The organism is Geomonas azotofigens (assembly GCF_018919395.1).
GTDB classification, from domain to species: Bacteria; Desulfobacterota; Desulfuromonadia; order Geobacterales; family Geobacteraceae; genus Geomonas; species Geomonas azotofigens.
This window is the reverse complement of record NZ_JAHLME010000004.1, coordinates 21,285-40,273: the sequence shown is the minus strand read 5'-3', so window position 1 is coordinate 40,273 and position 18,989 is coordinate 21,285. Positions and strand designations below refer to the sequence as shown.

13 protein-coding genes and 1 riboswitch are annotated in these 18,989 nt (G+C 65.5%); of the genes, 12 read left to right on the top strand and 1 reads right to left on the bottom strand.

Features of this window, described 5'->3' with window-relative positions:
• Positions 1-393: 393 nt before the first annotated feature.
• The 12 genes from KOL99_RS14350 (at position 394) to KOL99_RS14295 (ending at position 17,356) form a co-directional block, all read left to right on the top strand.
• Positions 394-1,011 (top strand): TetR/AcrR family transcriptional regulator, encoded by a 618-nt coding sequence (locus tag KOL99_RS14350; protein ID WP_216511170.1) that lies wholly within the window; start codon positions 394-396, stop codon positions 1,009-1,011.
• Positions 1,001-2,494: an ABC1 kinase family protein gene (locus KOL99_RS14345; protein ID WP_216511169.1), complete on the top strand. Its 1,494-nt coding sequence runs from the start codon at positions 1,001-1,003 to the stop codon at positions 2,492-2,494. Before KOL99_RS14350 ends, KOL99_RS14345 begins: the two co-directional genes overlap by 11 nt.
• Before the next feature lie 125 nt (positions 2,495-2,619).
• A complete protein-coding gene (locus KOL99_RS14340) occupies positions 2,620-3,309 on the top strand; it encodes an ABC transporter ATP-binding protein (RefSeq protein WP_216511168.1) in 690 nt (229 codons plus the stop codon).
• Positions 3,306-5,858: an ABC transporter permease gene (locus tag KOL99_RS14335; RefSeq protein WP_216511167.1), complete on the top strand. Its 2,553-nt coding sequence runs from the start codon at positions 3,306-3,308 to the stop codon at positions 5,856-5,858. The genes KOL99_RS14340 and KOL99_RS14335 overlap by 4 nt, the downstream gene beginning before the upstream one ends.
• 215 nt (positions 5,859-6,073) lie before the next feature.
• Positions 6,074-6,880 carry an outer membrane lipoprotein-sorting protein gene (locus KOL99_RS14330; RefSeq protein ID WP_216511166.1) on the top strand — a complete coding sequence of 269 codons (807 nt, stop codon included), beginning with the start codon at positions 6,074-6,076 and terminating at the stop codon, positions 6,878-6,880.
• Positions 6,877-8,109, top strand: coding sequence for a hypothetical protein (locus tag KOL99_RS14325; RefSeq protein WP_216511165.1), 1,233 nt, complete (start codon positions 6,877-6,879; stop codon positions 8,107-8,109). The genes KOL99_RS14330 and KOL99_RS14325 overlap by 4 nt, the downstream gene beginning before the upstream one ends.
• A 203-nt stretch (positions 8,110-8,312) precedes the next feature.
• Entirely contained in the window at positions 8,313-10,895 is a 2,583-nt protein-coding gene (locus tag KOL99_RS14320) for a sigma 54-interacting transcriptional regulator (protein ID WP_216511164.1), read from the top strand.
• A 186-nt stretch (positions 10,896-11,081) separates the two neighbouring features.
• Complete coding sequence (locus tag KOL99_RS14315; RefSeq protein ID WP_216511163.1) at positions 11,082-11,354, top strand: hypothetical protein; 273 nt, start codon at positions 11,082-11,084, stop codon at positions 11,352-11,354.
• 196 nt (positions 11,355-11,550) lie between these two features.
• A riboswitch (M-box (ykoK) riboswitch) is annotated at positions 11,551-11,719 on the top strand.
• A gap of 462 nt (positions 11,720-12,181) precedes the next feature.
• Positions 12,182-14,866: a magnesium-translocating P-type ATPase gene (gene mgtA / locus KOL99_RS14310; protein WP_216511162.1), complete on the top strand. Its 2,685-nt coding sequence runs from the start codon at positions 12,182-12,184 to the stop codon at positions 14,864-14,866.
• Entirely contained in the window at positions 14,866-15,654 is a 789-nt protein-coding gene (locus KOL99_RS14305; RefSeq protein ID WP_216511161.1) for a PTS sugar transporter subunit IIA, read from the top strand. Before mgtA ends, KOL99_RS14305 begins: the two co-directional genes overlap by 1 nt.
• A 238-nt stretch (positions 15,655-15,892) precedes the next feature.
• The gene (locus KOL99_RS14300) at positions 15,893-16,552 is read left to right on the top strand and encodes a hypothetical protein (RefSeq protein WP_216511160.1); all 660 of its coding nucleotides are present in this window, start codon (positions 15,893-15,895) and stop codon (positions 16,550-16,552) included.
• A gap of 213 nt (positions 16,553-16,765) precedes the next feature.
• Positions 16,766-17,356 (top strand): DUF4337 domain-containing protein, encoded by a 591-nt coding sequence (locus tag KOL99_RS14295; RefSeq protein ID WP_216511159.1) that lies wholly within the window; start codon positions 16,766-16,768, stop codon positions 17,354-17,356.
• Here KOL99_RS14295 and KOL99_RS14290 read toward each other — a convergent pair.
• Complete coding sequence (locus KOL99_RS14290) at positions 17,353-18,849, bottom strand: hypothetical protein (protein WP_216511158.1); 1,497 nt, start codon at positions 18,847-18,849, stop codon at positions 17,353-17,355. The two genes, KOL99_RS14295 and KOL99_RS14290, sit on opposite strands and share 4 nt — an antisense overlap.
• Positions 18,850-18,989 lie beyond the last annotated feature (140 nt).

The following is an 18,989-nucleotide window of genomic DNA, read 5'->3' as shown; positions in this document are numbered from 1 at the left end:
TGCACCTTCCCTGACTCGACCATAAGTCACCTATGTTTAAGGGGTCATCAAGCTCCGTATCTGACTGTTTTTAATCACCATTGCTACAACAACTGCCAGATTCATGGTTACCCGAAAAGCATAGCACACGGGCTATGACAGACAACGAAACGGCAATTATATTCGATTCATTGGCTCCCTTCCGTCCTGCACCCCTTGCTCCCGGCACGGAAACTGACAGGGGACTGGCTCCGCAGGTGCCAGTCCCCCTCGCCGCTTGAAGTAATGGCACCGTCCCCCACCCCCTCCCGAGGGAACCATGGACGACGGCTTTGTGAGCACGCTCACTTTTACATTGACTGCCGCCGCGCTTCTGCTATAGTGAGCGCGTTCATTTTCTTAAGGGAGCAGTCGATGCGCATCAGCGAGCAGGCGAAACAGTTGTGCCGGGCCCGGATCCTGGATAAAGCCGCCGAGCTCTTCGCCGCGCGCGGCTTCGACCAGACCACCACCCGCGACATCGCGCTCGCGGCCGGCGTCGCCGCCGGCACCATGTTCAACTACTTCCCCAGCAAGGAGACCATGGCGATGACCATGGTGAACGAGGCGCTGGCGCGGGGACGGGAGGAATTCCTGACCCGCCTGGACGGCAGCGAATCGCTGGAGGAGGAGCTGTTCCTGCTGATCGGCACGGAGCTGCGCCGCCTGCGCCCCCTGCGCCCCTTCCTGGGTCCGGTGCTGGAGCGCTCCCTGAGCCCCTTTCCGCGCAAGAGCGTCTGCCCCGAGGGGGAAACGGCGCGCCAGGAGCACCTGGAGTGCGTGCGGCAGATCATGCTGCGCCACGGCTTCGCCGCTACTCCCGAAGACGTCGCCGCAACCATCTACTGGTCGCTCTACCTCGGCATCCTCGCCTCCTGGACCGGCGATCAATCCGAGAACCAGGAATCCTCCCGGGCCCTCATCGACTACGCCATCCGCACCTTCGTGCAGATGATCTCCGGCGTCACCCAGGGAGGCGACCATGACTGCTGAGACCCGGCGCAAAAGGGGGATCGAGGACCGGGCGGCGCTGCTCGACCTGATGCCGCGCCAGGAAGAGGCGGCACGAAGGCGCCTGGCCGAGCTGGTCGAAAGCGTCGCCGCCAGGCGTCCTCCCACCACCTCGTTCTCCCGGCTCTGGATCCTGGGGTCGCTGCAGGCCAAGGTCACCTGCGCCTACCTCGCCTACTGGCTGCGCAGCCGCTGGGCCGACGCCGACGAGCGGGAGCGGCTCAAAAGCGAGACCCACCTGAAGGCGGCGCTCGAGCTCCTGGGCACCATGGGTTACCTGCGCGGGGCGGTCATGAAGCTCGGTCAGATGCTGGCCACCTTCCCGGACGCCCTTCCCGACGAGTTCGCCCGCCTCCTCCCGGCGCTCCACTTCGAGGCTCCCCCCATGCACTACGCCATGGTGCGCGAGGTCTTCCTGGACGAGTTCGGCAAGGAGCCCCACGAGCTGTTCGCGAGCTTCGAGAGGGAGGCCTTCGCCGCCGCCTCGCTGGGGCAGGTGCACCGTGCCCGGCTCCACTCCGGCGAACTGGTGGCGGTGAAGATCCAGTATCCCGGCATCGCCAGCACCATCGAGGCGGATCTCAAGAACCTGCGCCTGCTCATGCAGCCGATGCGGCTGGGGGAGGATTGGGGCAACGTCGTCGCCAAGCTGGCCGAGGTGGAACGGGTGCTTTTGGCGGAGACCGACTACCTCGCCGAGGCGAGCTTCGCCCAAACCGTACGCGACTCCTTCGTCCCGGAGGAGGGTATCGTCATCCCGCGCGTCTACCCGGAATTCTCCTCGCGCCGGGTGCTGACCACGGAGCACCTGGAGGGGGTGCACCTGGAAGAATTACTCGACTCCGCCCCCTCACAGGAACTGCGTGACCGCTACACCCACCTGATGACCGTCGCCACCATGCGCATGCTGTACCGCACCCACTGGCTTCTCGCCGACCCCAATCCCGGCAATTACATCTTCATGCCGGACGGGCGGCTCGGGCTGGTCGACTTCGGCTGCACCCGGCAATTGACCGACGAGGAGTGGCAGTTGCAGGTCGAGGTGGAGGAGGCGCTGTTGCGCCGGGACGAGGCGGAGATGGAGCGGCTCATCGTCAAGTCGTCGCTGTACGAATCCGCGGAAGAGATGGGGCGGGAGCGCCTGGAGCTGATCGGCCGCGTGATCCGCTGGCAGCTGGAGCCGTGGCTCACCGAGGGGACCTTCGACTTCGGCGACGAGGATTTCTTCCGTCGCGGCATGGACGCCATGGTCGAGGTGACGCGCAAGGGGTTCATGCGCGGCATGCCGGTGCACATCTGGACCACCCGGTTCGTCCTGGGGGCGCGGGGCGTCGTGTACCGCTTGAAGGGGCGCTGCGATTTCCAGGAGATCTACCGGCGGGAGAGCGGCAGGGACGGTGGAGAAATGAGCGCAACGATGGCCGCTCGAAATGAAACCTCCCCTCCCCCGGAGGGGGAGGGTTAGGGAGGGGGAGCGTAGCAACCTGCGTGCTGCCCCCCTCCCAACCTCCCCCCTCCGGGGGGAGGAGTAACAGGCATAACATCGTGCAGGGACGAAAGACGTTCGCCCCTGCCAAGGAGGAACCAACCGTGCTGCAACTGAGCGACGTGGTGAAATCGTACGACGGTAAATCGACGGTGACGGCGCTGGCCGGCATTACCCTTTCCATCGCCCCCGGCGAGATGGTGGCCATCATGGGGCCGTCGGGCTCGGGCAAGTCGACGCTGTTGAACCTGATGGGAGGGCTGGACGTGCCGAGCTCCGGCGCGGTGCTCGTGGCCGGGACCGACCTCGCCCGGCAAAGCGAGAAGGAGCGCTCCCTGTTCCGGCGCGCCCACGTCTCCTACATCTTCCAGGCCTACCACCTGATGCCCACGCTGCGGGTGAGCCAGAACGTGGCGCTGCCGCTGCGACTCGCCGGGGTCCCCGCCAAGGAGACGGAAGCGAGGGTGGCGCGGGTGCTGGCCGAGGTGGGGCTGGAAAACCGCGCCGACCACCTCCCCGACGAGCTCTCCGGTGGCGAGCGCCAGCGCGTCGCCATCGCCCGCGCCCTGGTCACCGACGCGCCGCTGCTTCTGGCCGACGAGCCGACCGGCAACCTGGACAGCGCCCGCGGCAAGGAGATCCTGGCCCTGCTCCGCTCCATCCACGGCCGGCGCGGCACCACCATCGTCATGGTGACCCACGACCGCGAGGCCGCCTCCGCCTGCGACCGCCTCATTCGCCTGCGCGACGGCCGGGTCGAGGACGACGGCGCGGTCCCGGGAGGTGACAGATGAGGTTCCTGCTGCGTCACCTCTCCCTCTCCTACGCGCGGCGCCACCTGGCCAAGACCATCCTCACCCTCTTGGGGGTGGTGGTCGGCGTCACCACCTTCAGCTCCATCAAGACGGCGCAGGACGCGCTGGTGGTCGGCATCGGTTCCACGGTGGACCGGGTCGCCGGCAAGGCGCAGCTCCAGGTGACCATGGAGGGTGGCGTCCCCGAGGCGCTGCAGGAACGGCTCCGCAACCTCCCCGGCATCCGGGCCACCTCCCCGGTGATCGAGCAGATCGTGGTCCCGGAAAAGGGGGAACTGGGAAGCCTGATGGTGATCGGCGTCGATCTTTTGGGCGACCGCGAGATGCGCGACTACGGCTTCGAAGGGGACGACGCCGACCTGGACGATCCGCTACTCTTCCTGGCCCAGCCCGACTCCGCCCTCTTCACCCGCGAGTTCGCCAAACGCGCAGGGCTCGCCACCGGCACCTCCCTCGCCGTCAAGGTCCCCAGCGGCGTCAGGAAGGTGACCGCGCGCGGCCTGATGAGCCCCAAGGGGTTCGCCCAGGCCTTCGGCGGCAACCTGATGGTGGTGGACGTCTACGCCGCGCAGGAACTCTTCGGCCGCGGACGGCGCTTCGACCGCATCGACGTGCGCCTCCAGGACGGGGTCAGCGTGGCCCAGGGGACCGAGCTGCTGCAAAAGGCGCTCGGCCCGGCCTACCGCGTCGAGACCCCGGCCAGGCGCGGCGAGCAGATGGAGCGCCTGGTGGCCAACTTCACCGCCGGCTTCAACGTCTCCAGCGCCTTCGCCCTCTCCATCGGCATCTTCCTCATCTTCAACGCCTTCAACGTCTCGGTGAACCGCAGGCGCCGCGACATCGGCACGCTGCGCGCCCTGGGCGCCACGCCGCGCCAGGTGCAGGTCCTGTTCCTGGCCGAGGCGCTCATCATCGGCCTCCTTGGCGGCGCGCTCGGCTGCCTGACCGGCACCGCCTTCTCGCAGGCGCTGTTGGTGAGCATGGGGCAGAGTACCGAGATGGTGTACGGCATCTCCGGCTCCGGCGTGGTCCACCTCACCCCGGCGATCGTGCTGCAGTCCATGCTGCTGGGACTGATCGCCTCGCTGGTCGGCGCCTGGGGGCCCGCCCTCTCCGCCTCGCGCATCTCCCCCACCGAGGCCTTCGCCAAGGGTTCGTTCCAGGCCCGGGTGCAGCGCCGGATCGGCCCGCGCATCGCCGCCGGGGTCGCCCTGGTGGCCGGCGCCGTGGCGCTCGCCTTGAGCAGCGTGGTCAAGGGAAACGCCCTGGTGCTCTCGGTGCTCCTTCTGGGCGGCGTCGGCCTCGTGCTCCTGATCGGTCCGCTCTCCCGCGCCGTCCTGGTCGCCTTGGGCCCGCTGCTCACCCGCCTCTTCCCCTCCGCAGGCCCGCTCTCCTCGGATTCGCTCCTGGGCAACCCGCGCCGCAGCGCCGGCACCATCATGGCCATGGCGCTCTCGCTCACCTTCGTGCTGGGGCTTGGGGGGTACATGGGGTCCACCAGGCTCACCATCGTGCGCTGGATGGACGACATCCTCACCTGCGACCTCTTCGTGCGCGCCTCGGCCAACTTCTCGCGTCCCGACTTCCTCTATCCCGGCGCGGTGAAGGGTGAGATCCTGGCGCTTCCCGGCGTGCGCACCGTGGAGAGCTACCGCGCCATCCGCCCCCAGTTTCGCGGCCGGCAGATCCTGGTCGGCTCCGTGGAGATGGACACGCTGATGCAGCGGGTGCGCTACGACTTCGCCCAGGGAAATCGGGATGCCATGCGGGAGGGATTGCTCAACAAGGAGATGTGCGCCGTCACCGAGAACTTCCACGACCGCTTCGGCCTCGGCATCGGCGACAAGGTGCCGCTCAACACGCCGGGAGGGATGGTGGAGTTCCCCATCGCCGCCGTGATCCGCGACTACTCCTCGGACCAGGGGGCCGTCTTCCTCGACCGCAAGGTCTTTCTGAGGCACTGGCAGGACGACCGGGTCGACATCTACGACGTCTCGGTGACGCCGGGGACCGATCCCGGCCGCGTGCGCGACGCTATCCGCGCCAAGCTTTCCGGCCGCTATCCCGCGCTCATCTCGACCCAGCGCGAGTTCAAGGACGAGATCGGCAAGGCGATCGACGCCTTCTACGCCGTCATGCGCATCACGGTGTTGCTGGCGCTCGGGGTCGCCTTCCTCGGCATCGTCACCTCGCTGCTGATCTCGGTGGCGGAGCGCACCCGCGAGATCGGGATATTGAAGGCGCTCGGGGCGCTCCCCGGGCAGATCGCGCGCAGCGTGGTGCTGGAGGCCTTGGTGCTCGCCATGGTGGGGCTCATGCTGGCGCTTCCGGCAGGGAACCTCTTCGCCTCCTTCATGGAGGGGCCGGTGGCCAGGGCCTTCACCGGCTGGGCCATGCCGCACCATTACCCGTGGGAGGTGCTGGGAGAGCTCATCGTGGCGCTCCCCCTGGTTTCCTTCCTCGCCGCCGGCATCCCCGCGCGCCAGGCCGCCGGGGTCAAGGTGACCGAGGCGATTGAGTACGAATGATGCCCGTGGGCATCGGAAACCTGTAGGGGCGAATAATCATTCGCCCCCCTTTGTCGCACCGCAGCCTCTCTCGCCATTGACGGCGGTCGGGCCACCGGCAGTTGGGCGAATAATCATTCGCCCCTACAGTCGGACCGTCCCTCTCCCGGAGGGAGGGGGGATGGACGGCCAAGGGTACTGCCGTCTGCACATTTATCCAACGGAGGTATTTTCCAATGATCCGAAATCTCGCCAAGACGCTGCTGCTCGCTGTCGCAGCCGCGCTCCTCGTCCCCCTTTACTCCGCCCCCACCTTCGCCGCCCCCGACGCGCGCGCGCTCTTGAAGGAATCGGAGAGCCGGCACCGCACCAAGACCCAGCAGTACTCAGGCGACCTCACCGTGGTCAACAAGGAGGGGAAGGTCCGCAAGAAGGGGTGGAACAGCTACCGCCAGGGGTACGCGGGCGACTCCAAAAACCTGATCCGCTTCACCGATCCTCCCGAGGTGAAGGGGGTGGGCTTTCTCTCCCTGCCGCGGCCGGGGTCGGACAACCCGGACCAGTGGCTCTACCTCCCCTCCATGAAACGGGAACGGCGCATCGCGCCGCAGGACCGCGACGCCTCCTTCGTCGGCACCGACTTCAACTACGAGGACATGGAGGAGTTCGACCACGAGAAGTACAAGGTCTCGCTGCAGGGGGAGGAAACGCTCGACGGCCAGCCCTGCTGGGTCATCACCGCGATCCCGCTGGAGAAGGGGAGCAAGTCGATCTACCAGAAGCTGATCCTCTACCTGAGAAAGGACATCCTCTACCTGGTGCGCGAGGACCTGATCAGGAAGGGGGAGAAGGAGCCGGCCAAGCGCCTGATCCTCTCGGACATCAAGAACGTCGAGGGGCACTACGTCGCCGCGCGCATGGAGATGACCGACCTGAAGAAGGGGAGCCACACCACGGTGACGCTGAAACAGATCTCCTTCAACCGTCCCCAGCCCGCCAGCCGCTTCACGCTGCAGAACCTGACCCGCGAGGGGGGCGATTGAGACCGTTCCTCCTGCTCCTAGTACTGCTGCTGCTCCCCTGCTCCGCGTTGGCCGAAGGTTTCTCCGGCTACGCGGAGCTGAAGGGCTTCGCCTACGGCGAGCGCTTCGCCGGCGAGCCCTACGGCGCCGGCTGGGGCACGCTCTACGGCAAGTGGGAACAGCGCCTCGCCGAGAGCCAGTTCACCGCCTCCCTGCGCGCCGAGTGGCTCACCTCGCCGCAGACGAGCCCGCTGGTCTTCGACCCGGCCGACAGAAAGCTCCGGCGAGCGCCGCTCTCGGCCCCGGAGCTCTGGCTGCGCGTCCCGCTCGCCCCGTCGCACGACCTGGAGTTCGGGCGTTTCCAGCTCGGCTGGGGCAAGACCGACGGCTACTCCCCCGCCGACGCCTTCCTCCCCCGCGACGTTACCGACCCCTTCGCCGACGAGAAGCTGCCGCTTTGGGCCGTCCGCCTGAGCGGCCAGGAGGAGAACCTGCGCTACCAGGCGGTGCTGGTGCCGGTGACCACACCCTGGCGCCTCCCCCCCTTGGGCAGCCGCAACGCCCCCATCGCCTCGGGCGCCCTCCCGGCCGGGACCAGATTCCAGGAGGTGGAGGACGCGCCACCGCTCCCCGGCTTCGCCGCCCTGCGCCTCCTGGCGACCCACGGCGACTGGGACCTCGGCGTCTGGGCCAGAAGCGGGGTGCGCCCCGCCCCCATCCTGGCCTTCTCTCTCGACCCCGCCCTGCAGGGCGGGCCGGTCCCGGTGATCTCGGTGGGACGGCGCTATCCGCGCGAGCACGGGGTCGGCGTCGAGGTGTCCCGGGTGGCCGGTCCCTACGTGGTGCGCGGCGAGGCTGCCGCCCTCTTCTCGTCGGACCGCGAGTTGGGCGATGCCCTGATCGGCACCCTGAGCGTCGAGCGCGGTTTCGGGGACGGGACGCTCCTCATCACCCTGGCCGGCAACGCCATCGACCCGCCGGTCGATCCGACGCTCCTCTTCGACCGCGGTCTCCTCCCCGCCCTGATCGTGGCCTGGAACCAGACCGAGGAGTGGGGCGCCTGGAAGCTGGTCTGGGACTGCGGCCTCGAACGGGGCGACGGCCTCGTCAAGGCGGAGGTCGGCTACAACGTCACCGACACCTGGAAGGTCACCGTCGGGGGCGATCTCCCCTACGGCCCGGACAAGGGCCCTCTGGGCGCGCTGCACGGGGCCCGGCGCGTGGTGGCGGCCGTCCGCCGCAGTTGGTGACCCCCCTCCCCCGCAGCACCTCTTCCCTCGTGCGTCACTGATCCCCGCCCGCCCCATTGACGTATACGCGCCCGCAACCCTAAGCGCGGTATACGCTTTAGACACCGCCCCGCCTTTTACGCTACCATCGTAAACCTCTTCGGCAGCCGCCCCGGCCCAACGGCCACCGCACCGGGTAACCTCCTGCCGAAGCCGGGAGAACGATGGCTTCAATCAGTTCCGAGACCATTTCGGGCATACGCCTTTTCAACGGCCTAAACCAGCACGACCTGGAGCGCATCGCGCAGCGCCTGGAGTTGCGCGATTTCGCCGCCGGCGACGTGATCCTCGCCAGGAGCGAACCGGCGCAGGAGCTCTACGTGATCCTCTCCGGCAGGATCCGGGTGGAACTCCTGGACCGTTGCGGGCAGATCCTCAACCTCACCGAGCTTGGCATCGGCAACGTGATCGGCGAGCGGGCCATCCTCACCGACGAGAAACGTTCCGCCGACGTTCGCGCCATCACCGAGGTCCAGGCCGGCCGGCTCACCCGGGAGCACTTCGAGGAGCTGCTGGAGAGCATGCCGCTGCTCTACGCCAACTTGAGCCGCATCCTGGCCGCGCAGTTGGGGAGCTGGGCGCACCGCCACCAGCGCGAGGAGAGCGAGCACCGCGAGGTGATCACCAACATCATCGGCTGGCAGCTTCTTCCCGAGTTCGGCGAGTTCCCCGGCACCTCGCAGTGGGTGCGTCTTCTCAACCAGCGCCTGCAGCACCTCTCCGGGACCAGGAGCCACGTCCTCATCCTCGGCGAGCCGGGGACCTGGAAGGACCTTGCCGCCCGCCTGATCCATTTCCACAGCACCGGGGACCGTCCGATCCTCTTTCTCGACTGCGCCTCCCCTCCCCCGGTGATGGGCGAGGAATGCTCCGCCAGCGACTCGGCTCAGCAGAACTCGCTCCTCCTGGGGCTCGCCCAGGAGGCCGCCCTGTTCGGGCACGCGCCGGAGGGGGCCATGTACGCGCGCAGGGTCAGGCGCGGCATGATCGAGCTCGCAGCCGGTGGCGACATCATCCTCAGGAACATCGACTGTCTCTCCAGCGCCGTGCAGGAGGAGCTGGTCGAATTCATGGAGACCGGCCATTTCACCCGCCGCGGCGAGACCAAGCTCAGAAGCGCCCAGGTGCGCATCATCGCCACCAGCGGCAAGCCGCTGCGCCCCCTGGTGGAAAGCGGCAAGTTCAACGCGGTGCTCTTCAAGAAGCTTTCCGTCGAGACCCTGGAGCTCGTGCCGCTCAGGGAGCGCAAGAAGGACATCCCGGTCATCGCCCGGAGCCTTTTGAAGTCCCTGAACGCCAAGCACCACAAACAGGTACGCCGCCTCTCCCAGGACGCGCTGAACCGCCTGGTGGACCACGACTGGCCCCTGAACGCCAGCGAGCTGTACCAGGTCGTCTCGCGCGCGGTGGTGGTCTGCAACGATGACGAGATCCAGCCCGAGCACATCTCGCTGCAGGGGCACCCCTTCGGGGACGGCCGCTTCAACCTGCTCACGCTGCCGGCCGTGGAGAACCTGGCTAGGAACCCGCGCTTCCCGCGCCTGTTGCGCTGGCTTACCGTGCCGCTTTTTCTCGGCGTGACACTCTACGCGCTGTTCGGACCGCGCCAGCATAACGCCGCCAACCTGGCCGCCTGGACCATCGGCTGGCCGGCGCTTTTGCTCACCGCCTTCCTGTTCGCCCGCGGCTGGTGCAGCTTCTGTCCCATGGAGGCGATCGGCGAGTACCTCGGGGTCTCCAGCCGCGTGGTGCGCGACCCCGCCCCCTGGCTGCGCCGCTGGGGGCCGTCGCTCTCCTTCGCCGCGCTGGTGGTGATCCTCCTTCTGGAGCAGGCGACCGGCATGTTCAGCTACGCGGGGGCCACCGGGGTGCTCCTCTCCGGGATACTCTGCGCCACCGTGAGCGCGGACCTGGTCATCGGCCGCCGGGGGTGGTGCAAGTTTTTGTGCCCCCTGGGGCGGATCGTGAGCCTCGTGTCGCGCATCTCGCCGCTTGAGATGCACAGTAACCACAATGTCTGCCTGAGCCGCTGCCGCGTCGACGACTGCATCAAGGAGAAGGGGTGCCCCATGGGGCTGCACCCCTCCGGCGTCGACAGCTCCGATCACTGCGTGCTCTGCCTGAACTGCGTCAGGAGCTGCCCGCACCGCTCCATGCAGCTCGACCTGAGAAACCCCACCTGGGGCGGCTTCAACCGGGCCCGGCGCGGCTTCCGCGAGGCGCTCTTCAGCACTACGCTCATCGGCGTCGTCATCGCCGCCAAGGGGACGCCACTGGTGGCGGGGCGCCAGCTGGAAATTTTCTCGCGCACCATCTGGAGCGTGCAGGATTACCTGCTCGCGCTGGGCATCGCGGCCGGCTTCCCCCTGCTCGCCTGCCTCGCCTCCGCCTCCGTGCGCGGCACCGGCTGGCGCTCGGTCTTCACCACCAGCGGGCTCGCCTATCTCCCGTTGGCCGTGGCCGGGCTGTTCATGATCTTCTTCCGGGCGTTGGTCGAGGGGGGCGCGCAGATCGTCCCGCTCCTCATCCAGGCGCTCGGGCTCGAAAACGTGCTCGACGCGGCGGCGCTCACCCCGGAACTGGGAACGCTTCGGCTGCTCATCTACCCGCTGCTGTTGCTGGCCGCCCTCTTCTCCTGGGTGATCCTGGCCAAGTTGCAGCGCCAGGACGGCCTGCCCCGGCAGGCGCTCTTCGGGCACCGCCTGCTCATCCTCGCCGCCGCCGCGGTCTTCATGGTGATCCTTTAGCGCAGCCACCCTCAGGCGACGATTTTCCACCTCATGCTATCCTGCAGAGTGATTATGTGAGATAATCTCTGTATCAACCCCACGGCCTAAGTCATAGAGTGCCCGACGTTCCGGCATAACCTCGACACAGGCGGCGGGGTTGTTACCACCGATTCTGGAAATCTCACTTCAAACAGGAGGCGCATGATGAAAAGGATTGCTCTGGTTGTGATGGCAGGTTTCCTGGCACTGGGTAGCGTACCGGCTTATGCCGCGGACACAGGCGGCAAGGACGAGTGCCTGCTCATCTCCAAGGACTGCAAAAACGAGGTAGACAGCATCCAGCAGAAGATCGCCAAACTGCAGGCAGAGATCAACAAGGGGGGCAGGGTCTACACCGCCGACGAGTTGAAAAAACTCCACGAAAAACTCAAAGAGGCCAACGACATCCTTGAGGATCTGAACAAGCCCGGCCATTAACATCTCATCCGACACACGTCTTCGGCAGGCGATGGCCACCGCGGCTCACCACGGTGGCCTTCGTCGTCCTAAGTCGGCACCACCGCCGGTACTTTTTGCTTGCCACCCGCAGCCAAACCTGTTACAAATTTTTGGTCAGACCATGCGGGTACCGCTGCAAACCCGCCCGGCTCCGGCCACATACGCATAGCAGCACCGAATTCCTCGTTAAGATGAGGCGTTTGCACAAACACAGGCTACTGCCCGGAAACGTCGAAAGACGCCAATGGGTAGACCAGGTATTGCCGGATTAAGGCTTTACTTAAGGTAGCTGGTCCCCGCGACCTACGTTGTGCTCTGCCGAAAACCTACGAGTGGGGAATCAGAGGCAGACGTTCAGGCCCGGGTTCTCCCGTGGCCTTTTTTCGTATCTTCACGTCACATGAGAAAGGTGGTGGTTCTACAAATTGGACAGTCATAGTAGCGAATATCCGTTACCCATCCCGTTCCTGCGGCGCTAGCCCCCTTTCAAAGCCATCCTCCTTCCCTGCCTGCTTTGACCCGCTTTCCGCCCAAGAACGGGACTTAAGAAGCAGCGGGGTGTTGTCGTACACTCCCTCATTAGTGCAATCAACGATCGGTTCACGCATCGGCGGCAGTTCGTCCGCCCGGCCGCGTGCAGGCCGTGGTGCGAACAGCGACGTCATCCGCGCGCGCGTTCCCTCCCCGACCAGCCGCACCCTCGCGTAACCGGTTTGCCGGCATCCTTCTTGGCTCGCCGGCGCAAGGCCGTGGTCCGCCGCGCGCAGGCGGCCACCAGCAGCACAGATGTGACAGGAGAAGGAAAGATGCTCATGATTTCAAATATACCCACCGGGCGTTCGGCCAAGCACCAGACTCCCGCCCAGCGCGCAGCGGCGCATAAGACCGCGACCCAGGGCGCCAGCGAGCGCCGCCTGGTCGAGCTCTGCTCCATGTCGGTGCGCGACACGCTTAAAGAGCTCGACACCAAGGCCAAGGAAGGGCTCACGACCGAGGAGGCCGAAAAGCGCCTCGACGAATACGGCGCCAACGAACTGGCCCACGCCAAGCGCCTGGGCGTCATGGCCGACCTTCTGGAGCGCTGCAAGAGCCCGCTCGTCATCCAACTCCTGGTGATCGCCATCCTCTCCGGCGCCGTCGGCGAGACCAAGTCCGCCGCCATCGTCACCGCAATGATCATCCTGAGCGTCGGGCTCTCCTTCATCCTGGACCGCCGCTCCGGGCAGGCGGTCGAGGCGCTGGGGAAAAGGGTGCAGTCGCGGACCCTGGTACTGAGGGACGGCGAGGAGACCGAGATAAGGATCTCGGACGTGGTCCCCGGCGACATCGTGCTCCTCATGGCGGGCTCCATCATCCCCGCCGACGTCAGGCTCCTCTCCGCGAAAGACTTCTTCGTCAGCCAGTCGGCGCTCACCGGCGAATCGATGCCGGTGGAGAAGAGCGCGCTGGTGGACAAGGAGCACGAGGCCGGCCTTTCCGCCTGGGAGCTCCCCAACGCCTGCTACTTAGGCTCCAGCGTGAACAGCGGCTCGGCCCGCGCCGTCGTGGTCAACACGGGCGTGCGCACCCTGTTCGGCTCCATCTCCGCCTCGCTCGCCGAGAAGCCGGAGGAGACCAGCTTCGACAAGGGGACCCGCTCCTTCACCTGGCTCATGATCCGCTTCATGCTGGTGATGACCGCCGCCGTGTTCATGATCGTCGGCATGACCAAGGGGAACTGGGTCGACGCCCTCCTCTTCGGCCTCTCCATCGCCGTCGGCCTCACCCCGGAAATGCTCCCGATGATCGTGACGGTGAACCTCGCCAAGGGCGCCCTCACCATGGCGGCCAAGAAGGTGATCATCAAGCGGCTCCCCTCGATCCAGAACTTCGGCGCCATCGACATCCTGTGCACCGACAAGACCGGCACCCTGACCCAGGACAAGGTCGTCCTGGAGAAGTACGTCGACCTGACCGGCCGCACCAGCGAGGACGTCCTCACCTACGCCTACCTGAACAGCCACTACCAGACGGGGCTTCGCAACCTGATCGACCGCGCCATCCTCGACCACACCGACATGAACGTGCAGCTCTGCCGCCTGGTGGACGAGCTCCCCTTCGATTTCCAGCGCCGCCGCATGTCGGTGGTGGTGGACTTCGAGGACGACCACGTGCTGATCTGCAAGGGTGCGGTGGAGGAGATCTACGAGTGTTGCAGCCACTACCAGATCGGCGAGGAGGTCTACCCCCTCTTCGACATGATCAGGGACAACCTCTTCGAGGAGGTCGAGCGCCACAACCGCGACGGCTTCCGCGTACTCGCCATCGCCTACCGCGAATTCCCGCGCCAGAAGACCCAGTTCGAGGTGAAGGACGAGTCGCAGATGATCCTTTTGGGCTTCATCGCCTTCTTCGACCCCCCGAAGGCCCAGGCCAGCGAGGCGCTGGGCCTTTTGCAGGAAGCGGGGGTGCGGGTCAAGGTGCTCACCGGCGACAACGGCCTGGTCACCCAGAGGGTCTGCACCAACGTCGGCCTCAAGGCGGACCGCATGCTGACCGGCGCCGAGCTCTCCCGTGTCAGCGAGGATGAATTCGCCCAGGTGGTCCAGGACGTGGACGTCTTCGTGAAGCTCTCCCCCGCGCAGAAGGAGCAGATCGTGCGCAGCCTGCGCGCCAGCGGCCACGTGGTCGGTTTCCTTGGGGACGGCATCAACGACGCCCCGGCACTGAAGGCCGCCGACGTCGGCATCTCGGTCGACTCCGGGGTCGACGTCGCCAAGGAGACCGCCGACATCGTGCTCCTGGAGAAGAGCCTCCTGGTCCTCGAGGAGGGGATCATGGAGGGGCGCCGCGTCTTCGCCAACATCGTCAAGTACATCAGGATGGGAGCCTCCTCCAACTTCGGCAACATGTTCTCCGTGATGGGGGCGAGCTACCTGCTCCCCTTCCTCCCCATGCAGCCGGTGCAGATCCTGACCAACAACCTGCTCTACGATTTCTCGCAGACCGGCATCCCGACCGACCGCGTCGACCCGGAACTCATCGCCAAGCCGCTCAAGTGGAACATCGAGAACATCAAGCGCTTCATGTTCTGCGTCGGCCCGATCAGCTCGCTCTTCGACTACGCGACCTTCGCCCTTATGTGGTATGTTTTCGGCTGCGCCGCCTACAACGCACCGGGCGTCAGCGCGCTGCAGCAGGAGGGTTTCGCCAAGCTGTTCCAGACCGGGTGGTTCGTGGAGTCGCTTCTGACCCAGACCCTGATCGTGCACATCATCAGGACCCGACGCATCCCGTTCTTCGGCAGCTGCGCCTCGCTCCCCATGACCCTGACCACCCTGGGCATCATGGGCATCGGCGTCTGGCTCCCCTACTCCCCCTTCGCCGCGGCGCTCAACCTGGTGCCGCTGCCGCCGGTCTACTGGATCTGGATCATCGGTTTCCTGTTGACCTACTCCGTAATGACCCACTTCGTGAAGACCTGGTTCTTCAACCGCTTTGGAGGTGACTGATGGATAGCTTGCTCGACGCACTACAGGAAGGACGTCTCCTCGAGATACCCGACGACTACGACAAGGAGGATGCGCTGCGCTTTCTGGCCCACATCCTCGAGGCCGTGCCGTCGCTGCCGCCGGACACCGACGTCGCCGGCCTGATCCTCGCCAAGGAGGGGACCGCCAAGACCGCCCTGGGCAAGGGGTGGGCCTGCCCGGACGCCCGCGTCCCCTTCGAGGAGGACTTGATCTGCGTCGTCGGCTGGAGCCCCAAGGGGATCGACTACGGCTCACCCGACGGCAAGGCGGTCAAGGTGATCGCCATGTACCTGGTCCCGGAGAACCAGCGCAGCAACTACCTGCGCGAGGTCTCCCTCCTTGCCAAGGCGCTGGAGATCTACCCCGAGATCGAGCGGCTGAACGCGGCCGACAGCCTGAACGACATCCGCGACCACCTGCTCGACCTGATCAGCACCACCAAGGGGACCGTCGGCCCCGACTCGCGCGCCCGGATGATCCGCCTGCAGGGGAGGGCCGCCGCGGTGGAGCCCGCCCCCTACGACCTGGCCAACCTGGTCGTTGAGCCGATCACCATCCTGGTGGGCGACGGGCTGAAGCCGGTCGTGCTCGGACACGACCAGGCGCTCGTCGAACTGTTGGAAGGGTTCCCGGGGCTGGCCCAGGAGTTGACCGGGCACAGTGCCTTCAATACCGGCGGCTGGCGCATCGTCAAACGGAAAGAGGCCTCCTTCACCGGCGAGCGCCTTCTCGTCGACTGCCTCGCCCTCAGGACTTCCGGAAAATAAACGTCGAGCCACAGGCTTGGCCGTCTCAGCTCACCGACAAACCCCGCTTTCACGAGCGGGGTTTTCTTTTTGTTCCTTTTGGGGTTGATTGTCCTCAGACGTGCCTCTTCATTGAGCGAATATATCCAAAGTTATAGACGGTTTATACCTGGATATATATTCAGTATTCACGATTTTTGTCATATACGTAGGACAATCTCTCGGCACCACTTGCCATTTATTCCTATGGAGGGCAGAAATGAAAAAGATATTTGTAGCAGCCTTGGCAATGCTCGCGTGCCTGGCCGGCAATGTGACCGGCGCATCCGCTGACGTAACCGGCGATTTCAAATTGGCGAGCGCGACCTACACCAACCCCGGCGACGCCACCGGCGGCGACGTCACCCTCACCGGATCCGTCAACAACGGCGCCATCCAGAGCGGCAAGTCCGTCGTCGTCGACTACTCCTTCGACTACTCCTTCGAGTACCAGATCGTCACCGAGACCGGCACCGTGGTCTGCGCCAAGAAGAAGCATAACGGCGAGATTCAGATCATCGGCGAAGGCGCCTGCACCAACAAGGAGTTTGCCGAGGACAAGGCTTTCAATATCGACACCACCGTCAAGACGACACAGAAGCTGTCTGCCTCCGGCATGAAGGCCGTCAAGGCCCCGACCGTCACCAAGGACGGCCGCCTCAACCCCAACGGCAAGATCACCGGCTACGACTGGAACGCCGTCTACTCCATCGTGCCGCTGGACGAGATCGTTGACCCGGCCCTCATCCCCACCGGGGCCACCCTGGTCTCCGGTTCGGTCAAGATCACCGGCGTTTCCTACTCGGCCTATCTGGTCGACCCGACCGGCGCACAGATCGCTGACACCTTGGTTTCCGGCACCCTGTTCCCGGCACCGTAAGCGTCTCACGTTCGTCAACTCATGACAAAGGGGCAGCCGTCTCAGCACGGCTGCCCCTTTGTCGTTGGATGCGGCTCTTTCAAGATGACGCCTTTGTCATCCGTTTGTCATTTGATTGCAAGTTATTCTCTTTTAAAATATCTTCTTCCCGTCACGAAGGGGGACCGGCACCTGCGGAGCCAATCCCCGGCGGTCCAAAAGGAGAGGAAACTGATGTCAGAACTGAACGACTTGCAGGATCGGCTCGACACGTCCGAGGCCAGAAACGCCCTCAACAACTGGGTCGCCATCACGGTGGCGCTCATCTCGGTCTTCATGGCAGTCTGCAAGGTGAAGGACGACAATATCGTGCAGGCCATGCTGCAGGCGAAGTCGGACCAGGTGGACACCTGGAACGAGTACCAGGCCAAGAAACTCAAACAGCACCTGGCGGAGCTTGGGCTGAACCAGGTGGTGGCCCTGGAGTCCATGGCGCCCGGGAAGGTCTCGGCTCCCCTGGCGGCGCAGCAGAAGCAGTACGGCGACAACATCGCCCGCTACAAGGTGGAGGAAGCGAAGCTCGCCGACAAGGCGAACGCCTTCGGCAAGCAGTACGACGACCTCAACTACCGCGACGACCAGTTCGACCTCTCCGACGCCACCCTGGCGGTGTCGCTGGCCATGCTGGCGATCACGTCGCTCACCGGAAAGAGGAAGCTCCTCTACCTGGCGCTGGCGTTCGCCTTTTTCGGCGTCGTGATGGGGGTGGCCGGGCTGTTCGGACTGGCGCTGCACCCGACCGCCCTGGTAAAGGCCCTCTCCTAACCCCGCCGGCTCCCGGCGCGCCCCGCCTCGGTCGCGATGGTATCGAACAGCTCGGACACCATCGTGGAGAGGTGGCACCCCGACAGGAACTGGCAATAGCCGCGGTCATCGGTGATGATCCGCTTCTTGAGCGGCCGGTGCTCGCTCTCCGACAGCAGTTCATCGAGGGTCCTCCGAATGGTCTTCCCCTTTGGGAGCACCCCGATGTCCCGGCCGCACCCGGAGTCGTCCAGGGCGCAGACGTACCAAAGCCTCAGGGGGGCGAGCCCCGGGTCGGCCTCCAGGTGGCCGCTGGTCTTCACGAAGTTGATCACCTTGAGCGCCAGCTGCAGCTTGGCCATGTTGTAGCAGGACTCGTCCACGATGTTGCCATGCTCGAAGAAGGGGATCACGTGCAGCCACGGCTCCTGGCGCACCTGCTCCCCGGAAGGCTTCTGTTCCCTCCCCACCACGAAGAGCGCCCAGACGTACCCGGTGTAGAAGAGCCGGGAACTCGCCGGGTTGCCGATCACGCTGTGCCCCTCGTACTCGAGGATGAAGGCCTCGCGGTCCGGATTCAAAAGCTCCTGCTGCGCCCCGCAGATCTCACCCTGGAAGAAGCTGCTCGGGGGCCAGAGCCTCCCGGTGATGCTCGCGTGCAACGCGGGGTGGGCGGTGCTGTTCCGTCCCGCCACCGCCTTGCGCAGGTCCGCCAGCAGTTGCTCTTTTCTCTCGTCCCTCACCCTGACCCGCACCGAGCTGTTCTCGTCCCCGAAGCCGTACTGCAGCGTGACCGGCCCGGCCCACTGGTCGCAGCAGCAGATCGGCACGCTCGGTCCCCACAAAAGCCACAGGTTGAAGATGGTCATCTGCGGCGCCGAGAAGGCCCGGCTGGCCATCCGGTCGTAACATGAGATGATCGGGCCCCAGTCGTCGGCGAAGCGGGACATGAGCCCCGCCAGGAGGTTCAGCGGCAACAAAAAGCCGTGCTCGATCTTCACGCTGCAGAGAAAGGAGGCCTCTTCGTCCAGCGAGAGTCTCAACTGCGACACGGCGAGGAGGTACCGCTTGATGCCGTCCTTGGTGCTGTCGTCGTTCAGGCGGAAGGCATCCACCACCTCGATCACCGGCCCCTTCTCCTTTATCTTCAACGCCCCGAACTTGGCGCGGGTGGCGCGTTTCCACTCGGCCACCTCCTGACGGTAACCGGTGTCGTCGTACTGCAGCTGGTAGCGCTTGGTCCTGGGGTCGAAAAACCATCTCGGCTTCCGGCGCGGCTTGGGGTGCAGGAGTCTCAGTTCGAGCCAAAGCCGCATCTGCCTTCTGAACATGGCGGGGCGGAAGGGCCAGGCGGAGTCATAGCACGCCTTCAGGGTGTTCAAGACCGGGAGGTTTTCCTGGATGGAGAGGCAGCGCCAGACCAGGCGGATGGGGGGGAGAAAGAACCAGAGGAGGTAGAAGAAAGCGGTGGCTCCCGCGAGGACTATAGCGACAATTTCCTTGTAGCTTTCCATGGCGCGCCTCCGCTCTTTTATGAAAAACAGCCAACAAAGTGTAGCGACCACGTCGCCTTTTTCAACGATCCGCCGCCCCCCCTGTGCCTTTCCGGGCACCTCAACTTTTCACTCAACGTGCCGATACGTATGATGGCAGC